The organism is Banduia mediterranea (assembly GCF_031846245.1).
GTDB classification, from domain to species: Bacteria; Pseudomonadota; Gammaproteobacteria; order Nevskiales; family Nevskiaceae; genus Banduia; species Banduia mediterranea.
In genome coordinates, this window is the sequence record NZ_JAVRIC010000002.1 from 181,161 (window position 1) to 196,148 (window position 14,988).

The following is a 14,988-nucleotide window of genomic DNA, read 5'->3' on the forward strand; positions in this document are numbered from 1 at the left end:
TGCGGCATGGCCGTTCCCCTCACCCACCGTTCGCATTCGCGAGCGGTCCCCTCTCCCGCAAGCGGGCGAGGGGAGGTCGGCATCACGCCGCAGCGTGATTCACGTTAAATCTGCGCAAGTTAAATCTACGCAAGGGTCGACAGCACTGAAGCCAGTATGACGTTCAAGGGTGACGCAAGCGTGGGATCAGATCCTGCGCTTAGCGCCACTGCTTTACGTGAGCTTTGTCCTACTGCCATCAATATTCATGCGACGCCGATGCAGCGCGATCACCCTCCATCATTGACGCAGACCTCAAGCACGCGCAACGCATTGAGCACCTGCAGGCCTCCGCCGAAATCCAGTCGTACCTCATCGAAAGGCGCGCCGACCTTGACCCCGACAAATCGCGACGAAGCTACCGATGGCGTGAGCAGGAGGGACGGAAGGTCCAGCAGACTCAAGGCAATGGGAACATTGGCTTCTTCGAGCGCCGTCGATTCCTGTTCCTCGCCGTTGAGGAACGTGGTGATAGTGGCATTCTGGTTGAGGGCAATCGTCAGCGGAATCGCGTCGTCTTCGCCCGCGACGGAGAACGCGACCATCGCGCCGATCGGATGCACGCGCGCCGTGTCGAACACGGACACGTAAGCCGTCCCGGCCACCGCCACAGGCACATTGAGCGTTGCCCCCGTCGCGGGATCCTCGTCGACAACCGCCTCGGCATCCATGACGGAGCACAGCACACAGACGCCGGCAATGCCGCTCTCCAGCAAAGCCCGCGGCGCCTGCAGGGGCTCATACGCGTTGCCTGGGGCGCACTGCTCCGGCACCGACGCAAACCCGGAGCCAGCGCCGCCGTTGGGACTGTCCGGATCGCTGCAGCCCGCCAGTGATGCGCCAAGGATAGCGGCGGCGACAAGGCTTACCGAGCTCCAGGACCGCCGCTGCGGCGCCGGTGAACACAAATTCATATTCGTCATGTGTCGTTCCCCCGATCAGAACTGGTACTTGATGTAGAAGCCGAGATTGTCTCGATCAGCCATCAGGTTATTGTGGCCTGCCCCCCCGTAAAGGTTGTAGGCGACGTTGAAGGACAGCGCCTTTTCGTAGCGGACCTCCACGACCGTGGTCAGCGAGTAGCGTCCCTCCACGAAGTTGAAGTGCGGCGCCGGCGAGTTGCCGTGGATGTCGTGCTGCCAGAGAAACAGCGGGGAAATGCTGATTGACGGTAAGACAGACTCGTACAGAATGCGGCCAACGACCTTGTAACCCCAGGAAAACGCGTCCGCGAAGGCATCGCGCGGCGCCTGCCAGGGGTTGAAGCGGATACCGTCCGGCCCGATGGTGCAGGCGATGTTGGTGGAACAGGCCTGGCGCGAGCCGTCGGCGCCACTGCCATCGGCGCCAGCCGAGGCGTGCGTGTATGCGGTGAGCGGACCCTCGATCTGCAACTCGTCGAAGTCCGGCATGTTCAGCACATGTGTGGCGGCGACTTCGTAGATGAAGAGCACCTGGTCGGCGCCGATCAACTTCGAAGGCCAGTCAGAGCGGCTGTACAGTCGCGTCGCGCCGAGATTGTACTGCAGCACGTCGAATTCTTCCCAGCCCCGGATCCGCTGATTCGGCCCTGGTTCATCGCCCAGACTTCCGCCGCGATACGGCACGAGAAAGCTGGGAAACGCACGCGCGGGACTGGGCACCCCGGCGAGCAGCAGGAACGCGGTATCGTTGAAATACGGGTTGCCATTGGCATCCGTCGCATCGCCGGTGTCGTAGACGTAGTACTGCCCCGTCGTGTTCTGCCCGTTGCCCCCCGGAACGCCCGGACTGTTCTCGTCGTAACCCACCGCCGCGACCGTGCCGTCGCAGCCGTCGCTGGGGTCATTGCAATGACCCAGCGTCGGCTGCATTGCCGCGAACAGCACATCGACCAGCGAGACCTGCAAGGGCAGATTGGGTCGATAGGCGACTTCACCCTGGAAGGAATAATCGCCATAGGTGGTGTTGAAGCTGAGCCCGAACATCTTGAGATCTTCGGGGTAGGTGAGCTGCACATTGGCCGTATCGAGCGGGATGATTTCGCTGTCGGGCTTGCCCGGCTGCGGGACCAGCAGGTTCAGCACACCCGTAACGGCATCCAGTGGCGTGCCATCGATACCTAGCGTGTTCAGAACCTCCGGCCGCGCGCTCAGAATGCCCGCGAGGTCCGTCACGGCCTGTAACGGGGCGCCCGGGTAACCGTTGGCCACGAGATTCAGGTTGGGACAGAGCGTGAGGATATCAAACGTATTGTTGGCATTGCGCCCCTCCGGGTTGCCGGCCGCCCGCATGCAGCTTGCGTTGGTGGAATAGCCGTCCACATACGGCAGCTTGGAATGGTAGTTCATGAAGTAGAATCCGAACTCGGTGCCGTAGTTCAGGTCCGAGAAGTACTTCAGGCTGATACCATACTCCCCGCCGTCCCGCGCCTCGTCATCGCGCAGCCGGCCCACGCTCAGCGTCGTCATCGAAACCAGGCCGAACGGATTGGAGATCCTGGTTCCCATCTGATCGAGGTCGTCGGTCGCCTGGCCGAAGCTGGCGTTCAGACGATCCGGACCCAGATTGTTCGTTCCCGCGTCGAGAAACGAATAAAAAGTCCCCGGCGCAGGGATCTCCACCGGCCTCCATTCGAAGGCGTAGTGCGCCTGCAGGCTCAGCGAGCTCGTCAGGTTGACGAAGACATTCGCCATGTTGACCGGAATGAACAAGTCCTCAAGCAGGGCGTTGCCCAGCCGGTAGATATTGTTGGCATTGACCGGATTGGCCTGCGACAGACTGTTGACGATCGCCGCCGTACTTTCACCCCAGTTGACCACCTGCTTGCCGACGCGTAGCAACACGTCCCTATCCATCAGGGTGAATGGAACGGTGAGATGCAGATCGAGCAGCTCGTAAAAAAGATACTCGTCCGCAATGTTGTCCGGGCGCTTCTCCCGCACCAGGGTGCCACTGGTGAGTACATCGCCGTAGTAGCGGTTTCCGTACGGGTCTCCGCGGGTGGCCACCTGGTCGTAGTTGTCCGGCGTCGTCTTGTTCGGGTAGGTCTCGACAAAGTCGTAGTTGACCGGGTCGTAGAGGCCGCGCCCGCGCACGAAAAGCTCCATATCCCCAAACCCGAACTTGACGTCGGTGTTCAGCACAATCGGAGCCTGGACGATGTCGCCCTTGTCGTAGTTGAGATTGCCGTTGTCGAAATTCATCGACGCCTGCCCCGGCGCGTCGCGCAGGTGCGCCGCGGGATAGCTTTGGTCGCGGATGACGCCCTGACACAGCTGATAGGTTCCAGCACAAACGTCTGGGTTCAGGTTGGACTTGCCGACAAGATAATCGGCGCGGTCGTGCAACCGCCATTGCGCCCCAGCGGTCAACGTGTTGTTCAAAATGGCGTTGATGTCCTCGCCAAACAAATCAAAGCTGAACTCGCGTGCGCTGCCGCTCGCTGACCACAGTGCCAGGCTCGCGGCGCACGCGATTATCCACTTGTTCCTCATCTCGATCTCCCCTCAGAGTGTCTCGTCTCTCACACCAGTAACCTTGCACAGCCTCAGAAGAACAGCCTCGACCGTCAGTAGGCAACGCCAGGAGCGCTGCTCGCCATTTATACTTTATTGAATTCTTATGGTTTATTGACTTCTGGAGGTCACTCGCCCTTCTGCGAGGCGTGCCCCAAACATTCCCAGCCGCTGCAAACGGAGCCTGGGCCACCACCACATCCACAAAATTACGTCGACGAAAGGTTTCCGTCAAGCGACGAACGGGGGTTGCCTGTCGGACGACCGCCGTATTGACCAGCGTCTTGCAAAGCCACCCCAGCCGACCGTGACCGTAGCCCCCTTGGACTGCCCGCCTCACATAGATTGCGGCATGAGCAACCCAAGGGGGATCTGACCCTTAGCTGGTGACCAGCACTTGCAGCCTTGGTGTCCTACTTGGCCGTTCTTTGCTGAATGCTTGAGGGTTCGAAATAGCTGTCCCTGTAGTCAACCGACCCGTCGTTAGGCTGGTCCTCATTGACCATCGCAGTCACAAAATAACGTCCGCTGTTGAAGTGATAGATCACTTCCGGAATCGTCGTGCTGGCCATGACATTCGAGGCGTAGATCAGATGCCCCTCTTGAAACTGCATTAGCTGCCCTTCGTGGTCATAGTTGTCGCGCGCCACGATATTCCAGCTGTCCTCGTCAATATAGAAGCGGATCTTCGCGAAGGTGTGGCGCAGGTTCGGCAGGTTTTCGGCCTCGACCACCCAGACGCGGTGCAGTTCGTAGCGCGGCAGGTCCGGGTTGACGTGCTTGGGGCGGGCAATGTCGGCGTACTTGATCTTGTTGCCGGCGATCTTGTAGGAGTTATAGGGAATGTACATCTCGCGCTTGCCAAGCAGCTTCCACGTGTAGCGCTCGAGCACGCCGTTGAACATGTCCACCTGGTCGTAGAACTGGTGGCCATCCGTGCCCTCGTAGGGGTTGTCGCAGCACACCGCCGGCGCTCGACGGATACGCTTGATCGCGGGTGAGTAAAGCCAGGCCGAGCGGCCCTGCGGCCCCGTGCCGGCTTTTTCGTGGGCGAGAATGAAGGTGCCCGCCAGACGCGGCGGCGCCACCGTCTCGGAAATGTACTTGATCGACGGCACACCGGGCTTGAGCTCCAGCGGCGGATCAATTTGCGGATTGTTGTAGTAAAACTTGACCTCTTCGATGATCTTCGTCATCGTGAACGTGCCGTCTAGCTGCACGATCATCTGGTTGTTGTATCGCTCGAACGCGTTGCCGCGATACTTCATCTTGTGATTCCAGATCGGCTCGGCGCCCGACTGCGGAATCGGGAAAGGTATACCCAAGAATGCGCCCTTCGGCTCGTCTACGGACTCAAGTGTTGCTTTGGCAGCGTTGACAATCGAGCCATCGAGAATTTCCTTGGGGAAGTTCGCGATGCGGTGCGTCGGATAGACATTCATCCGGTAGGAGTCTGGATAGCGCTTCAGCAACTCCTTGTGCCCCTCGGTCATCTTGTCCGCGTACTTCTCCAGGTTGGCCGCGCTGATGGTGAACAACGGTTTTTCCGATTCTATGTCGGGATAGCTCGGCCAGAAACCCTTGAGCGGACCATTCTGCGGCCTTGGCTTCCATTCAGGGATGGAACCATCTTCGTTCCCCGCCCTGATTGCGCCCACCGGCGTCAGTTCCTTTCCGAGCTTGGCTACTTCCTCGGGGGGAGCCTTGGCCATGGCCGGCAACGCGACCGCCAAGCTCAGCGATGCCCAACATACACTCTTGAGTATTCTCCGCACGAAACAATCTCCTCTCTTGAGATAATTGCGCATTAAGGTAATTGCGTAATGGCAATGATTGCAACTGTCCGCCCCCTCACGCAACACGCTTCACGCAAGCGGCAAGCCTGACAGCTTTGGTTTCTACCGAATGTTTGATAGGGACGCTTTTTTACGCGAACCACGCGCGAAACGCAATAGGCCGCCCGGCAGCCGGCCTCTCGGCGTCAAGCGGAGATCCACACCTCTGCCGTGCGTTGTGCGCGTTCCCGCAACCCTCCACCGGGACCCGCTGGTGAGTGGCCTACGGCTTCTACGAGCCGCCGCTCAGACAGATGGCATACACCCGCAGGCTGTTGAGCAGGTTGACGGCGCCGCCGAAATCGAGGCGCACCTGGTCGAACTCGCGCCCGGCGACCAGGCCGACATAGCGCGTGGCCAGGTTGGGCGCAGGCGGCAGCAACGCCGGCACGTTCAGGATTTGCAATGCGATGGGCGGGCTGCCTTCGGAAGCGCGCGTTGACTCCTGTTCCTGGCCACCCAGAAAGGTCGTGATCGTGGTCTGCTGCCCGACGGCCACCGTCAGCGGCACTGCGCCGTCGTCTGCGGCCACCAGAAAGCCAACCTGTGCACCCGCGGGATTGACCCGCGCGCTGTCAAACACCGAGACGAAAGCCGTGCCCGCCAGCCCCAGCCCGACCTGCATCGTCGCATGGTTTTGCAGATCCTGGTCGACCACTGCGTTTGCATCGACGACCCGGCAGCCGACGCAACCGCCGGCGATTCCCGACTCGACAACCGCGCGCGGCGCCAGCAATGGCGCAAACTGCCGTCCGGGTGCGCAGGACTCGGGCGCCGAGATCGAAGTGCTGCCATGTGTGGGGTCGTCCGGGTTGTTGCCGCAGCCCGCCAAGGCTGCCGACAACGCGAGCGCCCCCGCCTGAAGCAACCGGTGTGTGGGCGTGTGCGCCGACGGTGGCCGGCTGTTGTCGCTCGGTACGCTTGGCCAAGTATGCATGTTCATCATCGCTCAGAATTGATACTTGATGTAGAAGCCGAGATTGTCGCGGTCCGCCAACAGGTTGTTGGCGCCCGCGCCGCCATAGAGGTTGTAGCTGATGTTGAACGACAGTGCCTTCTCGTAGCGCATTTCGATCACCGACGTCAGCGAGTACCGACCTTCCACGAAGTTGAAGTGCGGCGCCGGCGAGTTGCCGTGGATGTCGTGCTGCCACAGAAAGAGCGGCGCGATGCTGATTGACGGCCAGACCGACTCGTAAAGAATGCGTGCGACGACGCGATAGCCCCAGGAGAAGGCATCGGCGAAGGCATCTCTTGGCGCTTGATAGGGATTGAACCTGATGCCATCCGGGCCAACCGTGCAGGCGATGTTGGTGGAGCAGGCCAACCGGGAACCGTCGGCACCGCTGCCCTCGGCGCCGGCGGAGGCATGGGTATAGGCGGTCAGCGGTCCTTCGATCTGCAACTCATCGAACGCGGGGAAATCGAGTACATGGGTCGCAGCCAACTCGTACACCATGAGCACCTGGTCGGCGCCGATCAGCTTCGACGGCCAGTCGGAAACGCTGTAGAGGCGCGTGGCCCCGAGCGTGTACTGGTTGACCTGGAACTCCTCCCAGCCGCGGATGCGGCTGTTGGGCGCCGGGTCGTCTCCAAGTACGCCGCCGCGGTAGGGAGTGATGAAGTTCGGAAACGAGCGCGCAGAACTCGGCACGCCGGCGAGCAGCAGAAAGCTCGTGTCGTCGAAGATCACGTTGCCGTTGGCATCGACGGCGTCGCCGCGATCGTAGATGTAGAACTGGCCGGTGGTGTTCTGGCCGTTGCCGCCGGGCACCCCCGTGCTGTTCTCGTTGAACGAGACTGCCGCGGCCGTCCCGAAGCAGCCGTCTCCCGGGTCGTTGCAGTGCCCCAAGGTGGGCGCCATCGCAGCGAAACCCAGGTCTACCAGGGAAACCTGCAGTGGCAGCTTGGGCCGATAAGCAATTTCGCCCTGAAACGAGTAGTCGCCATAGGTCGTGTTGAAACTCAGCCCGAACATCTGGATGTCTTCCGGGTAGGTCAGCTGCGCGGCCGCCGTGTCGAACGGAATGATCTCGCTGAGCGGCTTGCCGGGCTGGAACAGCAGTATGTTCTGTAGCCCGGTGACCACGTCCAGCGGCGTGCCGTCGATGCCAATATCGGTCAGCAACTCCGGACGGGCTTCGGCGACCTGCACAAAATCGAGAATGGCCTGCACAACGCCGGGGGTTCGCTCGGTCAAGGCCAGATTCGGGCACAATGTAAGAATCTCGAAAGTGTTGCGCGCGTCGCGGCCTTGCGGGTTCCCGGCGGCGCGCATGCAGCTCGCGTTCGAGGCATAGAAGTCGACGTAGGGCAGCTTCGAGTGGTAGTTCATGAAGTAAAAGCCCAGCTCGGTACCGTAGTTCAGATTTTCCGCGTAGTACTTCAGGCTGACGCCGTATTCGCCGCCGTCGCGCGCCTCGTCGTCCGGCTTGCGGCCAACGCTGAGCGTGGTCCGGGACACCAGGCCCAGCGGATTGGCCAAGGCGGTGCCCAGCTGCTCGAAGTCGTCCGGGGCCTGACCGAAGCCACCGTTGAGCCGGTCTGTACCGAGATCGTTGGTCCCGGCGTCGATGAACGAGTAATATGTGCCCGGCGCGGGAATCTCCACGGGCTTCCACTCGAAAGCGTAGTGAGCCTGAACGACCAGCTTGCTGGTCAAGGGGACGAACACATTGGCCATGTTGATGGGTGTGTACAAATCCTCCAGCAGGGCGTTGCCCAGTCGGAAAATATTGTTGGCGTTGATGGGATTGGCCTGGGACAGGCTGTTGACGATCGCCGCGGTGCTTTCGCCCCAGTTGACCACTTGGCGACCCAGGCGGAGCAGCACGTTGTGATCCAGAACCTCGAAGGGCACGGTCAGGTGCAGATCCAGCAGTTCGTAGAACAGAAATTCGTCACGAATCTCGTCCGGCCGCTGCTCGTGGACCACGGCGCCCTTCAGGAGGGTTGCCGGGAAATATCGGTTCGCGAACGGATCGCCGCGGATCAGCACGGACTCGAAGTTCTCCGGCGTCACCTTGTTCGGGTGGGTCTCGGTGAAGTTGTAGTTGACCGGGTCATAGACGCCGCGTCCGCGCACGAACAGCTCCATGTCCCCGAAGCGGAACTTGGCGTCCGTGCTGAGAACAATCGGCGCCTGGACGATGTCGCCCTTGTCGTAGTTGAGGTTGCCGTCGTCGAAATTCATCGACGCCTGACCGGGCGCGTCGCGCAGACGTGCAGCCGGGTAGGCCTGATCGCGTGTTACGCCCTGGCATAGCTGATACGCACCCGCACAGAGGTCTGGATTCAGGTCGGCCTTGCCGACCAGGTAATCGGCACGGTCATGCAGGCGCCATTGCGCCCCCGCGGTGAGGCTGTTGTTGAGGATGACATCGATGTCCTCGCCGAACAGCCCGAAGCTGAAGTCGCTCGCCTGCGCCAGCCCCGCGCAGGAAAGCGCGATGATGGCGGCCCCAATTTCACGGCTCGTTTTCATATTGTTCTCCCCGCAGCGGCACTCGGCCGTTGCCACCATGTCCTAAATTGCTCCGCTGGCGTCCATCCTGTCGTTAATTTAGTTTTCAGTAGTGCTCGATTCGAACCCGGCCGATAGCCGCCGCAGGCAAACTGCCAACCACCCGCTCGCTCGCGCTACTTTGCGACCCGCTGCTGGACGCTGGAGGCTTCAAAGTAGATATCGTCGTAGTCCACCGACGCGTCGATGGGCTGGTCCTCGTTCGCCATGGCCGTCACGAAGTAACGTCCGCTGTTGAAGTGATAAATCACCTCGGGAACCGTGGCGGTGGTCAGCACATTGGTCGCGAAGATCAGATGCCCTTCCTGCAACTGCATCAGCTGGTCCTGGTGGTCATAGTTGTCACGCGCCACGATGTTCCAGCTGTCCTCGTCCAGGTAGAAGTGAATCCTCTTGAACGTGTGCCGCAGGTTCGGCAGGTTTTCGGCCTCGACCACCCAGACGCGGTGCAGTTCGTAGCGCGGCAGATCCGGGTTGACGTGCTTGGGGTGGGCGATGTCGGCGTACTTGATCTTGTTGCCGGATATCCTGTACGAGTTATAGGGTATGTACATCTCGCGCTTGCCGAGCAGCTTCCACGTGTAGCGCTCGAGCACGCCGTTGAACATGTCCACCTGGTCATAGAACTGGTGGCCATCCGTGCCCTCGTAGGGGTTGTCGCAGCACACCGCCGGCGCTCGACGGATACGCTTGATCGCGGGTGCGTAAAGCCAGGCCGCGCGGCCCTCCGGTCCCGTGCCGGCCTTTTCGTGGGCAACGATGAAGGTGCCGGCCATGCGCGGCGGCGAAACGATCTCCGAGACGTACTTGATCAGCGGAATGCCGGGCTTGAGCTCCAGCGGCGGATCGATCTTCGGATTACCGTAGTAGAACTTGACGTCTTCGATGATCTTCGTCAGCGTGAACTTGCCGTCGAGCTGCACGATCATCTGGTTGTTGTAGCGGCGCCCGGCGACCCCGCGGTACTTCATCTTGTGGTTCCAGATCGGCTCGGCGCCCGACTGCGGAATCGGAAACGGCAGGCCCAACGTCGCGCCTTCCGGCCGGTCGACATCCGGCAAGGAGGCCGTGGAGGCGTTCCGAATGCTCGCGTCCAACACCTCCTGCGGGAATGTTGCGGACCGGTGAGACGGGTATACGTCCATCCGGTAGGAGTCGGGATAGCGCTTCAGTAGCTCCTTGTGGCCCTCGGTCAGTTTGCCGGCGTACTGCGCCATGTTTTGGGCAGTGATCGAGAACAGGGGTTTTTCCGCCTCCACTTGCGGGTTGCTGGGCCAGAAACCCTTCAGCGGTCCGGCCTGTTCGGCAGGCGTCCATTCCGGGATCGTTCCATCGTCGTTGCCCGCCCGCTGCGCGCCGACCGGCGTCAGCTCCTTTCCAAGCTTGGCGACCTCCTCAGGGGGCGCCTTGGCCATGGCCGGAAGCGCGACCGTTGATAGGATCAGCATCACCGCCCAGCGGTGCAGTTGGTTCCGCATATGCATCTTCAAGATTCTTCTCCGAAGTTGTGGTTCTGATCGATCGCACAGGCACGTCACGCCGTGCCACGGATGAAGTCGGCGATGCGTCGCAGATCCGTCCGCGATTCGGAAATGATCGCGTTGAGAATCGGCCAGGCATGCGGAAGATCCGGCCTCGACAGCATCTCGACGCGCACGCCTTGAGCCCGCGCCTTGCTCGCGACCGCGTAAGCATCGTCGCGCAGGCATTCCTCGTCGCTCACCGTCAGCAGCAGGGGCGGCAAGCCGGAAAAATCGCCGCACAAAGGCGATGCACGCGGATCGTCCCGACTGTGGTCCCCAAGGTAGGCATTGGCCACAAGCTGGATGGTTTTGTACGAGAGCATGGCGTCGCGGCGATCATTCTCGCGCCAGCTCGGCAGCCGTCCACTGACATCTGCGCCCGGCGAGATCGCCACCGCGCAGCGCGGCAGCGCAAGCCCTTCGTCGCGTGCGGTCTGCAAGGTCGCGAGGGTCAGATTGCCGCCCGCCGAGTCGCCGGTCACCGCGAGCTTCGCGGGCTCCACACCACATTCGAGCAGCGTGCGGTACACGGCCATGCAATCCTCGGGAGCGGCGGGGAACGGATGCTCCGGGGCGAGCCGATAGTCCGGCAGTATCACCTCCGCATCGAGCAGCCTCGCCAGCCGGCCCGCGAAGGCATGGTAGGTGGCGAGCTTGCCGCCGATGAAGGCACCACCGTGGAGGTGCAGAACCATCATTCCGGGGCGGCGCACCGCCATGCGCTCACAAGGAACGCCGGCGATGCTGATCTTTTGGACCGATACACCACGCGGCACCGGCGAAGGGAACGGAAGGTCGAGGATGCGACGAAAGTGGCTCACCGCCGCCTGTTCCGACGGAAAATCACGCTTGAGCATCGCCCGGAACGCGGTCTTGGCCGCAACTGCACTCAGACTTGCCATGACACCTCTCCTCAGCCTGCCGCGAGCCGATAGCCCAGCCCCATCGCCCGCGCGTAAAGTCCGGGGGCGGTGCGCTTGAATCGCCACATGAGCCTGCCGTCCCACTGGGGCAGGACGTACAGCCGGTTGCGGTCCAGCGCGTCCAATGTCATGCGCGCCACTTTGCCGCTGTCGGTGAACGCCCACTTTTCCATGGCCTTGGCCGCGAAGGCCTTGCGCTCGGACGGAAAGCGGCTTTCGTTGATGATATTCGTCGGCACGATGGTCGGGCACAGCACACTGACGTGGACACCGGAGCCCGCGAGTTCCGCCGACAGGGTCTCGGACAGCGACAGCACGGCCGACTTGGTCACGTTGTACGTAGTCATTTCCGGCGCCGCCGCAAAGCCGGCAGCCGAGGCGGTGTTGATGATTCCACCGTAGCCGAGGTCACGGAACCTGGGCGCAAAGAAATGGCAGCCGTGGATCACTCCCCAGAGATTGACGTTCAGGCACCAGCGCCAGTCGTCAAGGTTCACGTCGCCGATGCGACCGCCAACGCCGACGCCGGCGTTGTTGATCACGAGCGTGGTCGGTCGCCCAAGCAACTCGTCCGCCCTGGCCGCAAGCTCCGCAAACTGCGCTTCGTCGCCGACGTCACAGGTGTAGGCAAACCCGCGGCCACCCAGCTGGTTCACCAGTTCCGCAATCTCCTCGGCGCGGCTGGCGTCCAGATCGACGCACAATACGGTTCCGCCACGCCGCGCCAGCTCGCAAGCGAAGCTCTTGCCGATGCCGCTGCCGGCCCCGGTGACCACCGCGGCCGCGTTTCGGCTGTAACTGCGCAGGGACGCTACTTCGGTCATCTGCCATCTCCTCCAGCTCTTGAGAAAACGTATGTGGAACATTAGTCTTCTTTGCCGACGCCCTACCGCGCGTGCGGGGCTTGGGATGCTCAGAAACAGCAGCCCCGCCCCGCCCGGTAGCCAGCGCTCTTCCCCGGCGTTTTGCTCCCCACCGGCGCTGCGTGCGGCCGAACCACTCTGCCGCACGGCGCCGTATTGTTTATGAAGGGCTTGCGCAGACGTTCAGGCTGCGGCGGCCTTGAGCTCCGGCTCGCCCTCGATGAAGGCGCGGAAGGCTTTCGCGGTATCGCCGGTCGCATCGAAGACCTTCTTCCAGACCTGGATCGCCTCTCGATTATCGTGATCCCAAGGATGGAAATTGGGGAGGTAATAGGGCACGTAATGCTTGACCAGCAACCTCATGAACCCCGGACGGAAGAACTGGAAGTCCAGCGCCTTGATCGCGGAGCGCCAGTTAAACAGCTGACCATCCTTGGCGACCAGCCGCAGGCGCTGGTACTCCGAGATGGTGAAGAAGATGGCGGTCATCAGGACCATGCCGGCGATGCGCTTCGGGTAGCTGCCGACCGCATCCTGATAAACATCGAAAGACACCGACTTGTGCTCGGTTTCCTCGATCATGTGCCAGGCGATCATGGCCCCGAGCTTGGGGTCAAAGTCACGGAATATCTCAGGGTGCTCAACGAATACGGCCGAGATCGTGCCCGTGAAGTGCTCGCCGGCGGCCATCACCGAGAGCTGCATGTCGTCACTCAGAACCTTCTGCAGGAATGCCCGGATGTTCTTGAACGCCTGCTCGACTTCGTCCATCGGAATGCCATGCTTTTGCACGGCCTGATTCATGATGTCGTGCTCGCGGGCGTGGTAGTGTTCCTGCTTGATGAAGTCGATGCCGGCCTTGCGCACCTTCTCGTCCTTGAGCTTGACCAGATGGCTGCGCACGCATTGCATCACCCAGCGCTCGCCGTCCGGAACCGCTGCGAGCAGGGCATTCCACCAGTGCGTGGTCCACGGGTCGTTGCTCATCCAGTACTTGGGGACGTCCGTCATGTCGAAATGCAGGTCACGCGGACGGACCTCGTCGTAGCCAATCTTGCGGTTTGCCAATGCCATGATAATTCTCCTGTCTGGATCAACGTGTATGCGCGGAGTCGGTGATCGCCGCGCCGCTACGCCGCTTCCTGAGCTGCCGCGACTCGCGCCTCGGCGCAGCTGAAACGATAGTGCTCCATGGGGAAGTGCTTGGCCCGCCACAGCATTTCCACGGTCGTGGTCGGACGCAACATCGGTGCGTCCCCGTGCTTGTCGAAGTAGTAGCTGTTCGACGACGCGCAGCTGCTGCTGACGAAGACCGTGTTCTGCTGGCGGCGCATCACGTCCTGAAAATAGCGCTCGTGCGGCCCCTGCCCGATCTCGACACGGGTCTTGCCGCGCCTGCGGGCTTCCTTGATGCAGCGCACGGCGTGTATGGCATGCGCCTCGACCATCTTGAAGTACGAGGTGCCCGTCAGACCGTAAGGCCCCAGCATCCCGAAGTAGTTCGGAAACTTCGGCACACTCACGGCCTCATAGGCCTGATAGCGATGCTCGTCCCAGAACTGGCCCAGTTCGACGCCGTCGCGCCCCCAGACCTCGAACGCGGGCATGTTGCCCTTTTCGAATACGCGATAGCCGGTCGCGGTGATGAGCACGTCGATCGGGCGCTCCCTGCCGTCGCGGGTGCGAATGCCGGTCTCGGTGATGCAGTCGATGGGATCGGTCACCAGCTCGACGTTGTGGCGCGTGAAGCTCTTGAAGTAGTCGTTGGAGAAGGTCGGGCGCTTGCAGCCGAAGCCGTACTTCGGGGTGAGCTTTTCGCGCAGCTCCGGGTCATTGGGGATCTGCTCGAGCAGATTGTTCTTGCAGGCCTGCTCTGCCCCGCGCACCAAGCCGGGGATCTGGCGAAAATAGATCACCGCGCCGACCATGACGGTTTCCGTCAGGGCGTCGGTGCAGGCGCGAACGCCGCGCTGCACCAGCGGCAGAATGCGGAAAGCGGACTTGAGCCAGGCGGGGATCTCCGCGTCCGGCTTCTTGAGCACCCAGATGGGCGTGCGCTGGTAGACGTCCAGTTGCGCCACTTTCGACGCTATCGACGGCACCAACTGCACGGCCGTGGCACCCGTGCCGATGACGGCCACGCGCCTGCCGTTCAGATCCACGCTGTCGTCCCAGTACCCGGTGTGCATTACCGTGCCCTTGAAACTGTCGAGCCCTTTGATTTCCGGCTTCTTGGGTGAGATCAGCCCGCCGCTGGCGCCAACCAGGAAGCGCGAATACAGACACTCGCCGTTCTTGAGGCGGACCTCCCACAAATCCCGGTCTTCCAGGAACACGGCCTTGTCCACTTCCGTCCGGAAACGGGCCTTGGGGTAAACGCCATACTTGGCCGCAACGCGCTGGGCATAACGCTGCAGTTCGGCGCCCGGAGCGAACACGCGGGACCAGTCCGGGTTCTGTTCGAACGAGAACGAATAGGTGAACGAAGTGATGTCCACCGCGATGCCCGGATAGCGATTGTCACGCCAGGTGCCCCCCACATCGCCCGCGCGCTCAAGAATCACGAAGGACTCGATGCCGGCCTTCTTCAGCTCGATCGCCAAGCCGATCCCGGAGATGCCGGCACCGACGATGATGACCTCGTGGTCCGGGCGGTGCGGCACGGGCCGTGCCGCACACCCGCTGTCCGGAACCGGAAAATCCGTCCCTGCGCTGAGTAGCGCCGCCTTGCGCTGCGTTGTCGCCACATCGTCTGCCATCTGTCTCACTCCATTGCCGTGATGTA

Annotated in this window: 10 protein-coding genes; all 10 read right to left on the bottom strand. The window is 61.8% G+C overall.

Features of this window, described 5'->3' with window-relative positions:
• Positions 1 to 269: 269 nt before the first annotated feature.
• Positions 270 to 962, bottom strand: a complete 693-nt coding sequence (locus RM530_RS02350; RefSeq protein WP_311363597.1) for a hypothetical protein — start codon at positions 960 to 962, stop codon at positions 270 to 272.
• Positions 963 to 977: 15 nt separating this feature from the next.
• Complete coding sequence (locus RM530_RS02355) at positions 978 to 3,515, bottom strand: DUF1302 domain-containing protein (RefSeq protein ID WP_311363598.1); 2,538 nt, start codon at positions 3,513 to 3,515, stop codon at positions 978 to 980.
• A gap of 434 nt (positions 3,516 to 3,949) precedes the next feature.
• A complete protein-coding gene (locus RM530_RS02360; RefSeq protein ID WP_311363599.1) occupies positions 3,950 to 5,311 on the bottom strand; it encodes a DUF1329 domain-containing protein in 1,362 nt (453 codons plus the stop codon).
• A gap of 292 nt (positions 5,312 to 5,603) precedes the next feature.
• Entirely contained in the window at positions 5,604 to 6,317 is a 714-nt protein-coding gene (locus tag RM530_RS02365) for a hypothetical protein (RefSeq protein WP_311363600.1), read from the bottom strand.
• Positions 6,318 to 6,320: 3 nt separating this feature from the next.
• Positions 6,321 to 8,855: a DUF1302 domain-containing protein gene (locus RM530_RS02370; RefSeq protein ID WP_311363601.1), complete on the bottom strand. Its 2,535-nt coding sequence runs from the start codon at positions 8,853 to 8,855 to the stop codon at positions 6,321 to 6,323.
• 155 nt (positions 8,856 to 9,010) lie between these two features.
• Positions 9,011 to 10,372 (bottom strand): DUF1329 domain-containing protein, encoded by a 1,362-nt coding sequence (locus RM530_RS02375; protein WP_311363602.1) that lies wholly within the window; start codon positions 10,370 to 10,372, stop codon positions 9,011 to 9,013.
• 56 nt (positions 10,373 to 10,428) lie between these two features.
• Positions 10,429 to 11,319 (bottom strand): alpha/beta hydrolase, encoded by an 891-nt coding sequence (locus RM530_RS02380; RefSeq protein WP_311363603.1) that lies wholly within the window; start codon positions 11,317 to 11,319, stop codon positions 10,429 to 10,431.
• Positions 11,320 to 11,330: 11 nt separating this feature from the next.
• Positions 11,331 to 12,164 carry an SDR family NAD(P)-dependent oxidoreductase gene (locus RM530_RS02385; protein ID WP_311363604.1) on the bottom strand — a complete coding sequence of 278 codons (834 nt, stop codon included), beginning with the start codon at positions 12,162 to 12,164 and terminating at the stop codon, positions 11,331 to 11,333.
• A 222-nt stretch (positions 12,165 to 12,386) separates the two neighbouring features.
• Positions 12,387 to 13,277 (bottom strand): metal-dependent hydrolase, encoded by an 891-nt coding sequence (locus tag RM530_RS02390; RefSeq protein WP_311363605.1) that lies wholly within the window; start codon positions 13,275 to 13,277, stop codon positions 12,387 to 12,389.
• Positions 13,278 to 13,333: 56 nt separating this feature from the next.
• Positions 13,334 to 14,962: a flavin-containing monooxygenase gene (locus RM530_RS02395; RefSeq protein WP_311363606.1), complete on the bottom strand. Its 1,629-nt coding sequence runs from the start codon at positions 14,960 to 14,962 to the stop codon at positions 13,334 to 13,336.
• Positions 14,963 to 14,988 lie beyond the last annotated feature (26 nt).